The organism is Pseudonocardia oceani, assembly GCF_019263585.2.
In the GTDB taxonomy this organism is placed as follows: domain Bacteria; phylum Actinomycetota; class Actinomycetes; order Mycobacteriales; family Pseudonocardiaceae; genus Pseudonocardia; species Pseudonocardia oceani.
The window spans coordinates 1,527,170-1,545,195 of the sequence record NZ_JADQDF010000001.1 but is presented as its reverse complement, the minus strand read 5'-3'; the positions used below and the strand labels follow the sequence as shown (position 1 = coordinate 1,545,195).

Annotated in this window: 16 protein-coding genes and 1 pseudogene; 10 read left to right on the top strand and 7 right to left on the bottom strand. The window is 73.7% G+C overall.

The annotated features are described in order from the left end of the window. Nucleotides 1–35: 35 nt before the first annotated feature. The gene (locus I4I82_RS07600; RefSeq protein WP_218595577.1) at nt 36–1,181 is read right to left on the bottom strand and encodes a PQQ-dependent sugar dehydrogenase; all 1,146 of its coding nucleotides are present in this window, start codon (nt 1,179–1,181) and stop codon (nt 36–38) included. A gap of 53 nt (nt 1,182–1,234) precedes the next feature. On the opposite strand from I4I82_RS07600, the gene I4I82_RS07595 reads away from it, so the two are divergent. Continuing rightward, nucleotides 1,235–2,146 carry a 2-hydroxyacid dehydrogenase gene (locus I4I82_RS07595; protein WP_218595576.1) on the top strand — a complete coding sequence of 304 codons (912 nt, stop codon included), beginning with the start codon at nt 1,235–1,237 and terminating at the stop codon, nt 2,144–2,146. On the opposite strand, the gene I4I82_RS07590 is transcribed toward I4I82_RS07595, so the two are convergent. Next, nucleotides 2,143–2,424, bottom strand: coding sequence for a DUF4287 domain-containing protein (locus I4I82_RS07590; protein ID WP_218595575.1), 282 nt, complete (start codon nt 2,422–2,424; stop codon nt 2,143–2,145). The genes I4I82_RS07595 and I4I82_RS07590 overlap by 4 nt on opposite strands. A gap of 90 nt (nt 2,425–2,514) precedes the next feature. On the opposite strand from I4I82_RS07590, the gene I4I82_RS07585 reads away from it, so the two are divergent. After that, nucleotides 2,515–3,123 (top strand): DoxX family protein, encoded by a 609-nt coding sequence (locus I4I82_RS07585; protein ID WP_218595574.1) that lies wholly within the window; start codon nt 2,515–2,517, stop codon nt 3,121–3,123. Then, nucleotides 3,120–4,007, top strand: coding sequence for a phosphotransferase (locus I4I82_RS07580; protein ID WP_218595573.1), 888 nt, complete (start codon nt 3,120–3,122; stop codon nt 4,005–4,007). The genes I4I82_RS07585 and I4I82_RS07580 overlap by 4 nt, the downstream gene beginning before the upstream one ends. A gap of 118 nt (nt 4,008–4,125) precedes the next feature. On the opposite strand, the gene ilvD is transcribed toward I4I82_RS07580, so the two are convergent. After that, nucleotides 4,126–5,967 carry a dihydroxy-acid dehydratase gene (gene ilvD / locus I4I82_RS07575; RefSeq protein WP_218595572.1) on the bottom strand — a complete coding sequence of 614 codons (1,842 nt, stop codon included), beginning with the start codon at nt 5,965–5,967 and terminating at the stop codon, nt 4,126–4,128. Between the two features lies 1 nt (nt 5,968). Continuing rightward, nucleotides 5,969–6,340 carry a PH domain-containing protein gene (locus tag I4I82_RS07570; protein ID WP_218595571.1) on the bottom strand — a complete coding sequence of 124 codons (372 nt, stop codon included), beginning with the start codon at nt 6,338–6,340 and terminating at the stop codon, nt 5,969–5,971. Nucleotides 6,341–6,591: 251 nt separating this feature from the next. Between I4I82_RS07570 and I4I82_RS07565 the strand changes: the two genes are divergently transcribed. From I4I82_RS07565 to I4I82_RS07545, 5 genes are all read left to right on the top strand, one after another. Further along, on the top strand, nt 6,592–8,547 hold the full coding sequence (locus I4I82_RS07565) for an acetolactate synthase large subunit (protein ID WP_218596457.1): 1,956 nt from the start codon (nt 6,592–6,594) through the stop codon (nt 8,545–8,547). Then, nucleotides 8,547–9,053, top strand: a complete 507-nt coding sequence (gene ilvN, locus I4I82_RS07560; protein ID WP_218589870.1) for an acetolactate synthase small subunit — start codon at nt 8,547–8,549, stop codon at nt 9,051–9,053. Before I4I82_RS07565 ends, ilvN begins: the two co-directional genes overlap by 1 nt. Nucleotides 9,054–9,140: 87 nt before the next feature. After that, a complete protein-coding gene (gene ilvC, locus I4I82_RS07555) occupies nt 9,141–10,145 on the top strand; it encodes a ketol-acid reductoisomerase (protein WP_218589865.1) in 1,005 nt (334 codons plus the stop codon). A 188-nt stretch (nt 10,146–10,333) separates the two neighbouring features. Further along, nucleotides 10,334–11,938, top strand: a complete 1,605-nt coding sequence (serA, locus tag I4I82_RS07550; protein ID WP_218595570.1) for a phosphoglycerate dehydrogenase — start codon at nt 10,334–10,336, stop codon at nt 11,936–11,938. Between the two features lie 236 nt (nt 11,939–12,174). Continuing rightward, on the top strand, nt 12,175–13,218 hold the full coding sequence (locus tag I4I82_RS07545) for a 3-isopropylmalate dehydrogenase (RefSeq protein ID WP_172159022.1): 1,044 nt from the start codon (nt 12,175–12,177) through the stop codon (nt 13,216–13,218). A 128-nt stretch (nt 13,219–13,346) separates the two neighbouring features. Here I4I82_RS07545 and I4I82_RS07540 read toward each other — a convergent pair whose 3' ends face one another. After that, complete coding sequence (locus tag I4I82_RS07540; RefSeq protein WP_218595569.1) at nt 13,347–14,330, bottom strand: hypothetical protein; 984 nt, start codon at nt 14,328–14,330, stop codon at nt 13,347–13,349. A 145-nt stretch (nt 14,331–14,475) separates the two neighbouring features. Beyond that, entirely contained in the window at nt 14,476–14,784 is a 309-nt protein-coding gene (locus tag I4I82_RS07535) for an EthD family reductase (RefSeq protein WP_218595568.1), read from the bottom strand. Between the two features lie 265 nt (nt 14,785–15,049). Between I4I82_RS07535 and cimA the strand changes: the two genes are divergently transcribed. Then, nucleotides 15,050–16,666, top strand: coding sequence for a citramalate synthase (gene cimA, locus I4I82_RS07530; protein WP_218594705.1), 1,617 nt, complete (start codon nt 15,050–15,052; stop codon nt 16,664–16,666). Here cimA and I4I82_RS34900 read toward each other — a convergent pair. Continuing rightward, complete coding sequence (locus tag I4I82_RS34900; protein WP_218594704.1) at nt 16,653–17,093, bottom strand: Lrp/AsnC family transcriptional regulator; 441 nt, start codon at nt 17,091–17,093, stop codon at nt 16,653–16,655. The two genes, cimA and I4I82_RS34900, sit on opposite strands and share 14 nt — an antisense overlap. Before the next feature lie 90 nt (nt 17,094–17,183). On the opposite strand from I4I82_RS34900, the pseudogene I4I82_RS34895 reads away from it, so the two are divergent. Continuing rightward, nucleotides 17,184–18,017, top strand: a pseudogene (locus tag I4I82_RS34895) (MFS transporter); the annotation flags it as partial. Nucleotides 18,018–18,026 lie beyond the last annotated feature (9 nt).

Below are 18,026 nucleotides of genomic sequence, written 5' to 3'. Positions count from 1 at the left end.
GGCCACGATCGCCGCTCACGGGCGGCGCCAGCCGCTCAGGCTCGGGACTGGCCGCCCGACGCCACCGGCGGCAGCACCAGCACCCGGTCGTCCGACGGCACCGGCGCCCCGCCGTCCTTGTTCACCGTGCCCAGCCAGATCAGGCCGTCCGGGCCCAGCGAGGCCGCCGCGAGCCGGCCGTAGACGCCGGCCAGCTGGATCTCCGTGGCCGTGAAGGCCGCCGTCAGCGGGTCGGTGCGCAGCACGAACAGCGCCCCGGCCCCGCTCTGCGTGACCGCCACGATGTCCTGCTGGGCGACGCACCCGGCCACCCCGGGCCGCTCCGGCCAGCTCCACGCCGCCGGGCCGAGGGGACCGGGAGTCACCAGGTGCAGCACGTCCTGCCCGCCGCGGCGGTCGGTGACCCACGCCGCGGTCGTCGCGGCGTTGACGCACACCCCACCGGGCGCGACCAGCCCGGAGCTGAGCACGGGGGAGGCGGCGTCGGGGTTGCCGCCGGCGGGGCGGCCGAAGGCGTCGACGCGCAGCAGCTTCCCCGCCAGCGACGCCGGGTCGGCGCCGCCCGCGTCGCCGGTGGCCACGAGCAGCGACCCGTCGACGTCGACGCCCAGCGCCCCACCGTTGTTGACCGGCCCGCGCGGGATCCCGGTGAGCACCGGCTTCGGGGGTTCGCCCTCCGCGATCCGCACGACCCGGTTGTCCTCGGGCGTCGTCGCGTAGGCGTAGAGCAGGCGGTCCTCGGCGTAGGACGGGGAGAGGACGAGCCCGGTCAGCCCGCCACCCCCCGACGCGTCGACGGCGACGGTCGCGACCAGCTCCGGCTCGACGTCCCGCGCCACCCGCAGCACCCGGCCGGTGAGCCGCTCGGCGACCAGCGCCGTGACCCCGTCGGGCAGCACGGCGATCGCGCCGACCGGGTCGAGGCAGGTGGCGATCACGGCCGGGTCCGGGTCGTCGCACGGCTCGGGCTCGGGCGGCGTGCCGCCCTGCGGCGACGGCTCCCCGGTGGGCGGCGCGGTCGGCTCCACCGATTCGGGCACGCGCGGGATCCCGCCGAGCTCGCCCTCGCCCTCGATCTGCTCCTGCCACTCCCGGGGGCCGTTGTCCGGGAACGTGGCGCAGCCGGCGAGGCCGACGGCGAGCAGCGCCGCGGCCAGTGCGCGCCGCACCCGTCCCCTCACGTGCGCCAGGTTAGGCCGGGCCGGGTGAGCGGGCCGTGAGTACCGTCCCGGGCATGGCCGACACGATCACCGTCCTGGTTCCGCACGCCGAGGGGGCGGAGCAGCTCGAGGGCGTCACCGCCGTCGTCTACGACCCCGACGGCGAGCTCCCCGAGGGGGCCGCCCACGCGCAGGTCCTCGTGCCGCCGTTCCTGGCGACGAGCGAGGCCGTCGCGCTCACCGAGAAGCTGCCCGAACTGCAGCTGGTGCAGCTGCTCACCGCCGGGGCCGAGGCGTGGATCGGGAAGCTCCCCGAGGGCGTCGCCCTGTCCGACTGCCGCGGCGCGCACGGCGGCGCCACCGCGGAGTGGGTCGTGGCAGCGCTGCTGGCGGTCTACCGGCACCTTCCGCAGTTCGTCCGCGCCCAGGACGAGGCCCGCTGGGACTACCACCAGACCGAGGAGATGGACGGGAAGCGCGTGCTGATCGTCGGCGCGGGGGACGTCGCGGAGAACACCGTGCGACGCCTGACGCCCTTCGGGGTGACGACGACGCTCGTCGGCCGCCGCGCCCGCGACGGCGTCCACGGCATCGACGAGGTGCGCGACCTGCTGCCCGACCACGACGCCTGCGTGGTCATCGTCCCGCTCACCGACGACACCCGCGGCCTGATCGACGCGGGGTTCCTCGCCGCCATGCCGGACGGATCGGTGCTGGTCAACGCCGCGCGCGGCCCCGTCGCGGACACCGACGCGCTCACCGCCGAGCTGGTGTCGGGCCGCCTGCGCGCCGCGCTCGACGTCACCGAGCCCGAGCCGCTGCCCGCCGACCACCCGCTCTGGTCGGCGCCCGGCCTGCTCCTCACCCCGCACGTCGGCGGCAGCGTCCCGGGCGGCATGAAGCGCGCGTACGGGATCGCCGCGGAGCAGATCGCGGCGTTCGCGCGGGGCGAGCAGCCGCCCAACCTCGTGGAGGGCGGGTACTAGCGGTTCGCCAGCCCGTCGAGACGGAGCGTGTCGGACTCGTCGCGGTGCACCCCCGTCGTCCCCACGTGCTTCCCGCTGATCCCCGCCCCGCTCCTGATCACGTGGATCAGGGCCATGGCGTGGCCGCGGCCGAGGTCGAAGTCGGTCTTGAGCCACTCGACCATCACGCCGGCCTTCGTGTCCGGGCCGTAGCCGCGCTCGTGGGCGAGCGCCACCAGGTCGGCCGGGATGCGTCCGGTCTTCTTCTCGATCGCGTCGAGGTAGGCCTGGAAGGACATCGCGTTCTCCGTTCGTCGGGCCGTGCTGTCATCGGGCAGACGACGGCCGATCACCGGACTCATCGGTGCCCGCCCACTAGTCTCGCGGGCATGAGCGACCAGCCGACCTCCGTGTTCACGCCCGGCAGCATCGGTGAGCCGGAGCCGACGAAGACCCGCCCGACGCGCCGCCCGCTGGAGTGGAACGCCGGCACCGACGCGGGTCTGCTGCTGCTGCGGTTCGCGATCGGCGGGACGTTCGTCGCGCACGGCATGCAGAAGGTGTTCGGGCTGTGGGGCGGTCCGGGCATCGGCGGGTTCGCGCGCGTGCTCGACGGGTTCGGCTTCCGCGAGACCCTCGCGCTCTCGTGGGCCACCGGCATCACCGAGCTCGTGGCGGGCGCGTTCGTCGTGCTCGGCGTCGGCACGCCATTGGCGGCCGCGGGCCTGGTCGCGGTCATGCTCAACGTGGTGCTGCTCAAGCTGGGTGCCGGTGGCGGCTTCTTCGCGACCGACCCGCGCGGCGTGGAGCTCGAGGCGGTGCTCGGCCTCGGCGCCGCGGCCCTGGTGCTCACCGGCGCCGGGCACATCGCGCTGGAGCGGGGGCGCACGTGGAACCGCCGCCCCGCCCCGTGGGGCGTGCTCGCGATGATCATCGGCGTGGCCGCGGGCCTGCTCGTGTTCTTCCTGCTGCGCAGCCCGGTGCCGGTCGCTCCGTGACGGCCCCGCCCGACGCCGCGTGGCTCCCCGCGGCGGCCCGGGCGCTCGGCGGGTCGGCCGCGGTCGTCGCGCGCACGCCGCTGGCGGGCGGGTACGTCGCCGCGAGCGTCGAGCGGGTCGACCTCGACGTCGACGGCCGGCCCGTGCCCGTCGTGCTGAAGGCGGCGTCGCCGGTGGAGGTGGCGGCGATGCGCGCGGTGGCCGTCGTGCGCCCGGTCGCCCCCGGTCCCGGCCTGCTCGCCGCGGGCGAGGGCTGGATCGTCGTGCCCTTCGTCGACGGGACGCCGCCCGCCGAGGGGGAGCCCGTTCCGGACGCGGCGTGGGAGGCGCTGGCCCGGGTGCACGCGCACTGGTGGCGCCGGCGCCCGCGCGGGATCCCGCTGGTCGACGCCGCGCACTGGCGCGGCCTGTGCGATCGCACGCTGGTGGCGGTCCGCGGTGCCGCCGCGCGCACCGGAGATCCCGCGTTCACCGAGGTGGCCGACGCGCTGACCGCCTGGCGTACCGACCCGCGGGTCGGCGGCGCGCTCGCCGGCCTGCCCCGCACGCTCGTCCACGGCGACGCCCACCGCGGCAACGTCCTCGGCGGCGCACTGATCGACTGGGGGAACGCGCGGGTCGCCCCGGCCGGCGTCGACGTCCTCACGCTGGCCGGCGCGCCCGGTGCGCCGGCCCCGCAGGCCTACACCGCGCTGTTCGACGCCCTGCGCCCCGGAGCGCGCCCGCCCGGCGTCGCGGAGGTGGAGCGGGCGTGGGCCGACGTGCACGTCCACGTCCACTACCTCGGCTTCGCCGCCGACCACCTCGGCGTGGAGCGGGTGGGGGAGATGGCAGCGGTCGCGGAGCGCGGGCTCACCATCCTGGGTCCCCTGCTGGCGACCTGAGGCCGGGAGCACGGGCACCCCGACTCACGCGCAACGAGACCCCGACTCGCGGGCGTCTGAGGCAACCCCGCGAGTCGGGGTCTCGTGGCGACCGTGTCGCGCTCGGGGCTCGACTCACCTACACCGTCCGGCGCACCGCTCCGGTGTGCGCGCTGGTGGCCAGCGCCGCGTACGCGCGCAGCGCCTTCGACACCACCCGCTCGCGGTCGCGCGGCTGCCACGGGCGCTCCGAGGCGTCCATCTTCTGGCGCCGCTCGGCCAGCACGTCGTCGGGCACGTCGACCGACAGCGTCCGCGAGCGGACGTCGATGAGCACGGTGTCGCCGTCCTCGATCAGACCGATGACGCCGCCGTCGGCCGCCTCGGGGGAGATGTGACCGACCGAGATGCCGCTCGACCCGCCGGAGAACCGGCCGTCGGTGATCAGCGCGCATTTCGCGCCCAGGCCCGAGCCCTTGAGGAACGCCGTCGGGTGCAGCATCTCCTGCATCCCGGGGCCACCGGCCGGGCCCTCGTAGCGGACCACCAGGACGTCGCCGGGCTGGATCTGCTTCGTGAGGATGACCGAGACGGCCTCCTCCTGGCTCTCGACGACGCGCGCCGGGCCGGAGAAGTTCCACAGCTCCTCGGGGATGCCCGCGGTCTTGATGATCGCGCCCTCGGGGGCGATGTTGCCGCGGAGCACCGCGAGGCCGCCCTCGGTGGTGTAGGCGTGCTCGAGGTCGCGGATGCAGCCGCCCGCGGCGTCGGTGTCGAGCGAGGACCAGCGGTTCGACGTGGAGAACGCCTGCGTCGTGCGCACCCCGCCGGGCGCGGCGTGGAACAGCTCGACCGCCTCCGCCGACGGCGACTCCGCCCGCACGTCCCAGGTGCCCAGCCACTGCTCGACCGAGGGGGAGTGGACGGTGTGGACGTCGGTGCGCAGCAGCCCCGCGCGCCACAGCTCGCCCAGGATCGCGGGGATGCCGCCGGCGCGGTGGACGTCCTCCATGTGGTAGTCCGAGCTGGGGGAGACCTTCGACAGCGTCGGCACGCGCTGGGAGACGGCGTCGATGGCGGCGAGGTCGAAGTCGATCTCGCCCTCCTGCGCCGCGGCCAGGATGTGCAGGACGGTGTTGGTGGAGCCGCCCATGGCGACGTCGAGCGCCATCGCGTTCTCGAAGGCCGCGCGGGTGGCGATGTTGCGCGGCAGCGCGGACGCGTCGTCGTCGCGGTACCAGCGCGTGGCCAGGTCCATCACCGTGCGACCGGCGTTCAGGAACAGCTCGCGGCGGGCGCTGTGCGTGGCCAGCGTGGAGCCGTTGCCGGGCAGCGCGAGCCCGAGCGCCTCGGTGAGGCAGTTCATCGAGTTGGCCGTGAACATGCCCGAGCAGGACCCGCAGGTCGGGCACGCGGAGCGCTCGACCTCGGTGAGCCCCTCGTCGTCGACCTCCGACGACGCCGACGCCGAGATCGCCGTGATCAGGTCGGTCGGCGCCTGCGCGACGCCCCCGACGACGACCGCCTTGCCGGCCTCCATCGGTCCGCCGGACACGAACACGGTGGGGATGTTGAGGCGCATCGCGGCGTTGAGCATGCCGGGCGTGATCTTGTCGCAGTTGGAGATGCAGACGAGCGCGTCGGCGGCGTGGCCGTTGACCATGTACTCGACGGCGTCGGCGATCACCTCGCGCGAGGGCAGCGAATAGAGCATCCCGCCGTGGCCCATCGCGATGCCGTCGTCGACGGCGATGGTGTGGAACTCCCGCGCCACGCCCCCGGCCTCGGTGATGGCGCCCGCGACAAGGTCGCCCATGTCCTTGAGGTGCACGTGACCGGGCACGAACTGCGTGTAGGAGTTGGCGATCGCGACGATCGGCTTGCCGAAGTCGCCGTCGGTCATGCCGGTGGCGCGCCAGAGCGAACGCGCTCCGGCGGCGTTGCGGCCGTGGGTGGTGACGCGGGAACGCAGTGCCGGCACTTCAGTCTCCAGCCGGGTCGGGCAGCCGGCCGCCGGAGGCGGCGGCGAGCTGGGGCAGGTCACGGACGCCGACGGCGGGGAGCGGTAGCTCGGCACCGTCGTTCAGCACCGCGCGGACCCGGCCCTTGCCGGCCAGGCGCAGCGAGCTGATCTCGGACCACGGTACGCGCCTGCGTCCCCGGACAGAACGGATGGTGACGGCGTCGGCGTCGACCGTCGTGCGGGTCAGGACCACCCACGCGGCGAACCCGAGCGGCACCAGGTAGAGCAGCCACAGGTACGGGGCGCCGAACGCCACGGGCGTGGCGCAGAGGGCGAGGACGCCCGCGACGAACAGCTGCAGGCGGGACGGCTGGAAGACGACGGCGGGCACCGCTCCATGCTGCCACCCGCCCCTGTCGGCTGCGTCTCACCATGCGGGCCCGGCGTCCCACGCAGTTGACGCCCACCGGCAGCGCCGTGCTAGCGTCGCCGCCATGTCCGACTCCCGGTTCCTCGTAATCGCCAGGCGCGTCCACGCCTGAGCGGGTTCTCGGTCGTCGACGCGCCACCCTCGTTCCGCCGCACCCGGCGGTCGGGGGTTTTTTCATGCCCAATCCCACCATCAGCGAGGCAGAGCAGCCGATGACCACCGCCACGCCCCGATCCGGACCGAAACCGGCGCCGCCGCCCGGCCGCCCCGGCCAGGCTCCGCAGGCCGTCCCCGGCCCCCGGGCCGAGTCCCCGCGCTTCGACGCGGTGCCGATGACCGGCGCGCAGTCCCTCGTGCGCTCGCTCGAGGAGATCGGCTGCGAGGTGGTGTTCGGGATCCCCGGCGGCACGATCCTCCCGGCGTACGACCCCCTGCTCGACTCCACCCGGGTGCGCCACGTCCTCGTCCGCCACGAGCAGGGCGGGGGCCACGCGGCCACCGGGTACGCGCAGGCCACGGGCAAGGTCGGCGTCTGCATGGCCACCTCGGGCCCGGGCGCGACGAACCTCGTCACCCCGATCGCCGACGCCCACATGGACTCGATCCCGCTCGTCGCGATCACCGGGCAGCAGTCCCGGGCGCTGATCGGCACGGACGCGTTCCAGGAGGCCGACATCACCGGCATCACGATGCCGGTCACCAAGCACAACATGCTGGTCACCGACGCGAAGGACATCCCGCGCGCGATCACCGAGGCGTTCCACCTCGCCAGCACCGGGCGTCCGGGGCCCGTCCTCGTCGACATCCCCAAGGACGTCCTGCAGGAGCAGACGACGTTCACCTGGCCCGTCGAGATGGAGCTGCCCGGCTACCGGCCGACGACCCGGCCGCACGGCAAGCAGATCCGCGAGGCCGCGAAGCTGATCAACTCGGCGTCGCGGCCGGTGTTCTACGTCGGCGGCGGCGTCCTCAAGGCGCGGGCGTGGGACGAGCTCAAGGAGCTCGTCGAGCTCACCGGGATCCCGGTCGTCACCACGCTGATGGCGCGGGGCGCGTTCCCCGACAGCCACCCGCAGCACGTCGGCATGCCGGGCATGCACGGCACCGTCGCCGCCGTCGCCGCGATGCAGAAGGCCGACCTGCTCATCGCGCTCGGCTCGCGCTTCGACGACCGCGTCACCGGCGTGCTGTCGAGCTTCGCCCCGCACGCGCAGATCGTCCACGCCGACATCGACCCGGCCGAGATCTCCAAGAACCGCCGCGCCGACGTCCCGATCGTGGGCGACTGCCGCGAGGTCATCACCGACCTGATCGAGGCGGTCACGGCCGAGCGCGCGGCCACCGAGCCCGCCGACCTCACGGCCTGGTGGGCCCAGCTCGACGAGCTGCGGCAGCGCTTCCCGCTCGGCTACACCTGGCCCGCCGACGGCTCGCTGTCGCCCGAGTACGTCATCGAGCGGATCGGGCAGATCGCCGGCCCGGACGCCGTGTACGCCGCGGGCGTCGGCCAGCACCAGATGTGGGCCGCGCAGTTCATCAAGTACGAGAAGCCGCGCTCGTGGCTGAACTCGGGCGGCCTGGGCACGATGGGCTTCGCCGTGCCGGCCGCGATGGGCGCGAAGATGTCGCGCCCCGACGACGTCGTCTGGTGCATCGACGGCGACGGCTGCTTCCAGATGACCAACCAGGAGCTCGCGACCTGCGCGATCGAGGGCATCCCGATCAAGGTCGCCGTCATCAACAACGGCAACCTCGGCATGGTCCGGCAGTGGCAGAACCTGTTCTACAAGGAGCGCTACTCCAACACCGACCTCGGCACGCACAAGCACCGCATCCCCGACTTCAAGCTGCTGGCCGAGGCCATGGGCTGCGTCGGGCTGCGCGCGGAGTCGAAGGAGGACGTCGACCGCGTCATCCACGAGGCCATGGCGATCAACGACCGCCCGGTCGTCATCGACTTCGTGGTCGGCGCCGACGCCCAGGTGTGGCCCATGGTCGCCGCGGGCACCGGCAACGACGAGATCATGGCTGCGCGCAACATCCGCCCGCTGTTCGACGGCGACGAGCTCGTCGCCGACACCGGGACGATCGCCGCGGTCACCGCCGAGGCCCAGCAGGACCAGGCAGCGAACGACGCCGACACGCAGAACGGCCGGGACGAGTCATGATCGAGCGGCACACCCTGTCCGTCCTCGTCGAGGACAAGCCCGGCGTGCTCGCGCGCGTCTCGGGCCTGTTCTCCCGGCGCGGCTTCAACATCGTCTCCCTGGCCGTCGGCCCGACCGAGCAGGCGGGCGTGTCCCGCATGACGATCGTCGTGGCCGTCGACGACCTGCCGCTCGAGCAGGTCACCAAGCAGCTCAACAAGCTGGTGCACGTCATCAAGATCGTGGAGCTGGAGCCGGCCGCGTCGGTGCAGCGCGAGCTGCTGCTGGTGAAGGTCCGCGCCGATCCCGCCGTGCGGAGCCAGGTCCTGGAGATCGTCGACCTGTTCCGCGCGCACGCCGTCGACGTCACGCCGGAGGCCCTGACCGTCGAGGCCACCGGCACGGCCGAGAAGATCGCGGCGCTGCTCAAGAACCTGGAGCCCTTCGGGATCCGGGAGATGGTGCAGTCCGGGACGATCGCCGTCGGGCGCGGACCGCGCTCGATCACCGCCACCGCCGTGCGCTGACGCGCCCGTGCGCGGCGACCGTCGCCCTGGCCACGATCGCCGCTCACGACCCCCAGACATCCAACCGAGAGGACACCTCCACCCGTCATGAGCGTGAACATCTACTACGACGCCGACGCCGATCTGTCGATCATCCAGGGCCGCAAGGTCGCCGTGATCGGCTACGGCTCCCAGGGCCACGCCCACTCGCTCTCGCTGCGGGACTCCGGCGTCGACGTGCGCATCGGCCTGCCCGAGGGCTCCAAGAGCCGCGCCAAGGCCTCCGACGAGGGGCTGACGGTGGGCACGCCCGCCGAGGTCTCCGCCTGGGCCGACCTGATCATGATCCTGGCGCCGGACACCAAGCAGCGCTTCATCTACACCGACGACATCGCCCCGAACCTCAAGGCCGGCGACGCGATCTTCTTCGGCCACGGCTTCAACATCCGGTTCGACCTGATCAAGCCCCCGGCCGACGTCGACGTCGCCATGGTCGCCCCCAAGGGCCCCGGCCACCTCGTGCGCCGCCAGTTCGTCGACGGCAAGGGCGTGCCCGCGCTCATCGCGGTGGAGCAGGACGCCACCGGCGGCGCGAAGGCGCTCGCGCTCTCCTACGCGGCGGCGATCGGCGGCGCCCGCGCGGGCGTCATCGAGACGACCTTCACCGAGGAGACCGAGACCGACCTGTTCGGCGAGCAGGCCGTGCTCTGCGGCGGTGCCGCGGCGCTGGTCCAGACCGGGTTCGAGGTGCTCACCGAGGCCGGCTACGCCCCGGAGATCGCCTACTTCGAGTGCCTGCACGAGCTCAAGCTGATCGTCGACCTCATGTACGAGGGCGGCATCGCCAACGAGCGCTTCTCCATCTCCGACACCGCCGAGTACGGCGACCTCACCCGCGGTCCGCGCGTCGTCAACGCGCAGACCAAGGAGGAGATGAAGAAGATCCTGGGCGAGATCCAGGACGGCACGTTCGCGCGCGAGTGGGTGGCCGAGGACGAGGCCGGGCGCCCGAACTTCACCAAGCTCCAGCAGGAGGGTGCGGCGCACCCGATCGAGGAGGTCGGCGAGAAGCTGCGCGGCCTGATGAGCTGGGTGGGTAGCAAGGCGACCTGATCGTCGCTGCTCGTCCCTCGCGTTGCAGGAAAGCCACTTTCCCGCCATCCGGTGGCAGGAAAGTGGCTTTCCTGACGTCGTGAGGTGTCGTGAGGTGTCGCCCGCCCCACGCCGCCGCACCCACTGCCCTCCCGCGGACCTAGGATCAGCGGCGTAACAGCCATCCGATCCGGGAGCCCTGCACCGCCGTGAGCAACGCCGCCACCCGCCCCGTCGTCCTGCTCGCCGAGAAGCTCGCCCCGTCCGCGGTCGCGCTGCTGGGCGACGGCGTCGACATCCGTCACGTGGACGGCACCGACCGCCCCGCGCTGCTCGCCGCCATCGCGGGCGCCGACGCACTGCTGGTGCGCTCGGCCACCCAGGTCGACGCCGAGCTGCTCGCCGCGGCACCCCGGCTCAAGGTCGTCGCGCGCGCGGGGGTGGGTCTGGACAACGTCGACGTCCCGGCGGCCACGCAGCGCGGCGTCATGGTCGTCAACGCGCCGACGTCGAACATCGTCTCCGCCGCCGAGCACGCCGTCGCGCTGCTGCTCGCCGCCGCGCGGCACATCCCGGCGGCCGACGCCAGCCTGCGCGCCGGCAAGTGGGCCCGCAGCTCCCTGACCGGCGTCGAGATCAACGGCAAGATCGCCGGCATCGTCGGGCTGGGCAAGATCGGGCAGCTCGTCGCGCAGCGCCTCGCCGCGTTCGGCGTCGAGCTCATCGCCTACGACCCCTACGTCGCCCCGGCCCGCGCCGCGCAGCTGGGCATCGAGCTCGTCCCGCTCGACGACCTGCTCCGCCGCGCCGAGCTGATCTCCATCCACCTGCCCAAGACCCCCGAGACGCTCGGGCTCATCGGCAAGGACCAGCTGGCGCTGACGAAGCCGGGCGTGATCATCGTCAACGCGGCCCGCGGTGGCCTGGTCGACGAGGACGCGCTCGCCGAGGCGGTGCGCTCGGGCCACGTCGGCGGTGCCGGGATCGACGTCTACGTCAGCGAGCCGACCACCTCGAGCCCGCTGTTCGAGATCCCGCAGATCGTCGTCACCCCGCACCTGGGCGCGTCCACCGACGAGGCGCAGGACCGCGCAGGCACCGACGTCGCGCGGTCGGTGCAGCTCGCGCTGGCCGGCGAGTTCGTGCCGGACGCGGTCAACGTGCAGGTCGGCGGCGCGGTCGGCGAGGAGGTGCGCCCGTGGCTGCCGCTGACGCAGAAGCTGGGCACCGTGCTCTACGCCGTGGCCGGGCGCGTCCCGAGCACGATCACCGTCGACGTCTCCGGTGAGCTCGCCTCCGAGGACGTGTCGGTGCTGCAGCTCGCGGCGCTGCGCGGGGTGTTCACCCACGTCGTCGAGGACCAGGTCACGTTCGTCAACACGCCGGCGCTGGCTGCCGAGCGCGGCGTCGACGTCGAGCTGACCACGGCCCCCGAGAGCGAGAACTTCCGGTCGGTCGTGCAGCTGCGCGCGGCGATGCCCGACGGCGAGTCGATCACTGTCTCCGGCACGCTCACCGGGCGCTCGCAGGTGCAGAAGCTCGTCGAGGTCAACGGTCGGCACTTCGACCTGCGCGCCGAGGGCGAGGTGCTGCTGCTGGAGTACGCCGACCGCCCCGGCGTGATGGGCCGCGTCGGGTCGCTGCTGGGGGAGGCCGCGGTCAACATCGAGGCCGCGCAGATCAGCCAGACCACCGACGGCGAGGACGCGATCATGCTGCTGCGCGTCGACCGCCCCGTCGACCCGGGCGTGCTCGAGCCGATCGGCGCCTCGGTCGGGGCGCGCATCACCCGGCTGATCTCGTTCGACGACTGATTCCCCTCGACGACGGGCGCGCACGGCCTCCGGGCGGGCCATCGAATGGCCCGCTCGGGGGCGTGTCGCGGTCCGGCGCGGGCCTGCCGGGCCCGTTCCGGCGCGGTTCCACCCGCCCGAGTGACCCCGGACGGGTGAGGCGCGGCGATCCGCGCCGGTAGCGGCCGGTAACGTGCCCAGCGGCCCGCCGGTAATCGGAGGCACGCGCGGGTCCAGCCACGAGAGGAACACCAGTCATGCGCCTTGCGGTCATTCCCGGCGACGGCATCGGGCCGGAGGTCATCGAGGAGGCGCTGAAGGTTCTCGAGGAGGTCGCACCCGGTGCGGAGACGACCACCTACGACCTCGGCGCGGCGCGCTGGCACTCCACGGGCGAGCTCCTGCCGGAGTCGGTGCTGACCGAGCTCCAGCAGCACGACGCGATCCTGCTCGGCGCGGTCGGCGACCCGTCGGTCCCCAGCGGCATCCTCGAGCGCGGCCTGCTGCTGCGCCTGCGCTTCGAGCTCGACCACCACGTCAACCTGCGCCCCGCCCGCCTGTACCCGGGCGTCCGCGGGCCGCTGGCCGGCAACGCCGAGATCGACATGGTCGTCGTGCGCGAGGGCACCGAGGGCCCCTACGTCGGCACCGGCGGCCTGCTGCGCAAGGACACCCCGCAGGAGATCGCCACCGAGGTGTCGACGAACACCGCGTTCGGCGTCGAGCGGGTCGTGCGCGATGCGTTCACCCGGGCCGAGCGCCGCCCCCGCAAGCACCTGACGCTGGTGCACAAGACGAACGTCCTCACCTACTCCGGACGGCTGTGGTCGCGGCTCGTCGAGGAGGTGTCGCTGGAGCACCCCGACGTCTCGGTGGCCTACCAGCACATCGACGCCACCACGATCCACATGGTCACCGACCCGGCGCGCTTCGACGTGATCGTCACCGACAACCTGTTCGGCGACATCCTCACCGACCTCGCCGCCGCCGTCACCGGGGGCATCGGCCTGGCCGCGAGCGGCAACCTCGACGTCAGCCGCAAGAACCCCAGCATGTTCGAGCCGGTGCACGGCAGCGCCCCCGACATCGCGGGGCAGGGCATCGCCGACCCCACCGCCGCGGTGCTCTCGGTCGCCCTGCTGCTCGACCACCTCGGCAACGTCGAGGAGGCCCGCCGGATCGAGGCGGCGGTGGCCTTCGACCTGGCCACCCGCGACCACTCGGCCACCGGCCACACCCGCAGCATCGGCGACCGGCTGGCGGCGCTGGTGAGCAGCCACGCCGGGGTGCCGAGCAGCTGACGTCCTTCCGTGGCCGCGTGCGGCCGCGAAGCCTCCACCCACCCAGGTTCAGGAAAGCCACGTTCAGGCCCTCACAGGGCAGGAATGTGGCTTTCCTGCTTGCGGGGCGGGGCGGGCGGGGCGGTCGATCAGCCGGCGTCGGCGGGAGTGGCGTGCAGTGGCGGACGAGGTCGGGCCTTCGCCTGCGCGTAGGTCGCCCGCAGCGTCGCCACGACGCCGGCCCGGTCGAGGCGGACCCTCCTCGGCTTCGTGGCCGTGTAGACGACGCCGGCGGCGGTGAACCGAGCCGCGCGCTCCACCGTGCGGTCGTGGTCGGCCGGACTCATGTGCCACTCGCCCGACTCGATCTCCCACGCCATCGCGACGTCGTCGAGCCAGCAGTCGGCGACGCCCAGGACCGCGCCGCGGGCATCGCGCACGGTGGCGTTCCACATCGGCTCGGGCAGGCCGGTGCCGCGCCACATCCGCCGTGCCTCCTGCTCGGCGGCCGACCGGACGCCCGCCCGCAGGCCGGCGAGGACCTGCCCCGGCAGCGCGATGCCCCGCCGCGACCCGGCGGTGAGTTCGGACGCGAGTTCGGCGACGGTGCAGAGTCCACGCTGCACGGGATCGGAGAGCAGTTCGGCGACGTCGCCGCGCCTGGTCATGCAGCGCGCGGCGTCGAGGCACGCCCGGGGGAGCGGCGCGAGGAGGAACCCGCCGCGGCTCACCGCGGTCGGCATGCGTCCGGTCCGCTCGGTCTTCACGTAGCTGCAGCAGCGCACCTGCCGCGAGTCCGGGAGCAGGACGTGCACCTCGGCGTAGCCGCCGTCGACCGGAGCGGGAGGGAGTCCTCGCCGGAGGCCGAGGCGCCGACAGGCCTCCACGCCGGTGACGACGCATCCCGGTCCGCAGAGCAGGACCGCGGCGAGCACCTGCTGGTCGCGCGTCGGACGTCCGGTGAACAGCAGGATGACGCCGGGGAGGATCCGCTGCCACGGACCGCCGTCGAGGCAGCGCTTGTAGACGGTGCGCTCGGAGAAGCCGAACGCGACGAGCTCGCGCGCCGTGGCCACCCCGTGCGGGAAGGCGGCCCGGACGTCGGAGTGGGTGGGGAGCAGCGAGCGGGTCATCCCGCGATGCTGACCGAGGAGGGAGCGTGCGCGTGGGCGTTCGGCAGGATCCGGTTCAGGAAAGCCACGTTCAGGCCCTCACAGGGCAGGAACGTGGCTTTCCTGAACCGAAGCTGGAGCGGGTGGAGCGGGGAAGAGAGGAGGGTCAGGCCTCGTTCGACGGCCCCGTCAGCAGGGTCACCCCGGCACCCGCGAAGTTGGGCAGGTCCGCCACCGCCGCCTGGCCCTGCTCCCCGCCCATGCCCGCCCCGAACGACGCCTCGTCGGCGAAGTCGAGCACCGCGACCAGGTAGTACGGGGGCTTGTTGCCCTCGGGGTCGGCGCCCGGGTGGCTGATCGTGTAGCGCAGGACACCGGGGATCTTCTTCGCGATCTCTGCGTGCACCTCGGTGTAGTGCTTGTCGAACGCAGCCGGGTCCTCGGGGTGGTTGTAGAGGGCGGTGAGCTGGTACAAGGCGACTCCTCGCGAACGCGTGCCCACGCGCGTCGGTGCGCGTGGACTCCGTGCGCCACCCTGCTGGATCACGCCGTGACCCGCCTACACCCGTCCCAGGATGTGGACCCGTGTGTGACAGGGCGGGACGGCGCGTGCCATGCTCCTCGACGTGTTCAGCACCGTGATCATTATCGGCAGGCGCGACGGCTAGCTCCACCCAGCCGCCGCGCAGACCTCTCGCATCCGCGAGGGGTCCTTTTTTGTTGCCGAGAAGGAGATCGAGATGTCCCGCACCAGCCCCGCCGCCACCCCGCTCGGCGACGCCTTCCACGTCTACGACACGACGCTGCGCGACGGCGCGCAGCGCGAGGGCGTCTCCTACTCGGTGGCCGACAAGCTGGCCGTCGCCCGGCACCTGGACGCCCTGGGCGTCGGCTACGTCGAGGGCGGCTGGCCCGGCGCGCTGCCGAAGGACACGGAGTTCTTCGCCCGCGCCGCGGCCGGGGAGCTGGACATGCGTCACGCCGCGCTGGTGGCGTTCGGCGCGACCCGGCGCCCCGGCACGACGGCGGCGCAGGACCCGCAGGTCCGCGCGCTGCTCGACAGCCGCGCGCCCGTCGTCACGCTGGTCGCGAAGTCCGACCGCCGCCACGTCGAGCGCGCGCTGCGCACCGACGCGGCCGAGAACTGCGCGATGGTCGCCGACACGGTGGCGTTCCTCGTCGGGGAGGGCCGGCGCGTGTTCCTCGACGCCGAGCACTTCTTCGACGGCTACGCCTTCGACCCCGACACCGCCCTGCGCGTGCTCGAGGCGGCGGTCACCGCGGGGGCGGACGTCGCGGTGCTGTGCGACACGAACGGCGGCATGCTCCCCCTGGGCATCGCCGAGGTGGTCACCGAGGTCGCCGGGCGCACCGGCTTCCGCCTCGGGATCCACTGCCAGGACGACACCGGATGCGCGGTCGCGAACAGCGTCGCGGCCGTGCAGGCCGGTGCCACGCACGTCCAGTGCACGGCGAACGGCTACGGGGAGCGGGCCGGCAACGCCGACCTGTTCGCCGTGGTCGGGAACCTGGTGACCAAGTTGGGGATGCCCGTCCTACCGGACGGAGCCCTCGCGGAGTTGACCCGCACCTCGCACACGTTGGCGGAGATCGCCAACATCGCTCCCGACACCCACCAGGCCTATGTCGGGACGTCAGCGTTCGCCCACAAGGCGGGCCTGCACGCGAGTGCGATCAAGGTGGACCCGGAGCTGTACAACCACCTGGACCCGGTGGTCGTCGGCAACGGGCAGCGGATCCTCGTCACCGAGATGGCCGGCCGGGCCAGCGTCGAGCTCAAGAGCGAGGAGCTCGGCGTCGACCTGGCCGGCCGGCCGGACGCCGTGTCGTCGGTCGTGGCGACGGTCAAGGAGCGCGAGGCGCAGGGCTGGTCGTTCGAGGCGGCCGACGCCTCGCTCGAGCTGCTCATGCGCACCGCACGCGGCGACGCGGGCACCGCGCCCTTCGCCCTGGAGTCCTACCGCGTCATCACCGAGCGGCGCGCCGACGGCGAGGTCGTCGCCGAGGCGACCGTCAAGATCCTCGTCGACGGGGAGCGCCTCATCGCCACGCGCGAGGGCAACGGCCCCGTCAACGCCCTCGACGCCGCACTGCGCGGCGCGCTCGCCCCGTCCTGCCCGTGGCTGGCCGACGTCGACCTCACCGACTACAAGGTCCGCATCCTCACGCGCGGCACCGGCGCCGTGACGCGCGTGCTCATCGAGTCGTCGGACAAGGCCGGGGAGTGGACGACGGTCGGTGTGCACGGCAACGTCGTCGAGGCGTCCTGGCTGGCGCTGGTCGACGCGCTGGCCTACGCGGCGCTCCGCGCGCCGGGAGCGGTCACGACAGGCTGACGCCGCGCTCGAACCCGCGCCGCAGCACCATGATCGTGCGGGTCCGGACCACGCCCTCGACCTGGTAGAGCATGCGCAGCACCTCCTCCAGCTCGTCCGGCCCGGCCGCGCGGACCTTGAGCAGGAAGTTGCTGTTGCCCGCCACCGAGTGCGCCTCCTCGACGCGGCGGTCGGCCTCGGCCGCGGCGAACACGTGGTCGCGCGCCCAGCCCTCGGTGTCCAGGAGCACGAAGGCGAGCACGTCGACGCCGAGCGCGTCGGGATCGACCTCCACCGTCGTCCGCCGCACCACCCCCGACGCCCGCAGCCGGCGCACGCGCTCGTGCACCGCGGCGGGGGAGAGCGAGACGTCGCGCCCGAGCTGGGCGTAGGTGCGGTCGGCGTCGTCGAGGAGGAGGCCGACGATCCTCCGGTCGATCTGGTCCATCCCGCCATCCTGACAGTCCTTCGGCCGAACAGTCTTCGCTGTGCATCTGAAGCGCTGGAAACGGCGTCCCGACCGAAGCATGTTCGGTGCATGGCCCGTCACCTCCCCGTCCTGACCGCGGGTGTCGTCGCGGTCGGGGCGCAGTCCTTCCTGCTCGCCCCGCTCCTGCCCGACCTCGCCGCCTCCCTGTCCGCCACCCCCACCGAGATCGGCCGCGCGCTCGCCGCGTACGGCGTCGGCGTCGTCGCGGTGGCGCTGCTGCTCGGCTCCCGCCTCGACCGCGTCCCGCGGGCCACCGCGCTGACCGCCGGAGCGCTCGCGCTCGCCCTGAGCTCGGCGGTCTCCGCGCTCGCACCGAACTGGGAGGTGCTGGCCGGGGCGCAGGCCGTGGCGGGGATCGGGGCCGGGGTCGTGCTGCCGACGACGTACGCGTTCGTCGCGGAGCTCGCAGCGCCGGGTGCGGCGGCCCGCGCCACCGGGCGGGTGCTGCTGGGCTGGTCGGTGGCACTGGTGGCGGGTGTGCCGGTGGCCACCGTGCTCGCCGACGCCGTGGGGTGGCGCGGGGTGCTGGGGGCGCTCGCGGTGCTCGCCTGCGCGCAGGCGGCGCTGGTCCGGACGCTGCCCGCGCGGCCGGGCGCCGCGCCCGGTGGTGGGACGGCCGCACACCGGTACCGTCCGTGGCACACGGGTCGCGACCGCGGTGCGGGGACCGGTGCGCGGGGCGGGCTCGGCCGGGCCCTGCGGACCCCCGGCGTCCTCCCGCTGCTCGTCGGGACGCTGGCGTTCATGAGCGCGTTCTACGCCGTGTTCGGGTTCGCCGGGGCCGAGATCCGCCTGCTGCACGGCGGCGGGGCGACCGGGGCCGGGCTGCTCGCCCTCGCCTACGGCCTCGGGTTCGGGATAGGTGCGGTCGCCGACCGGTTCGCCGACCGC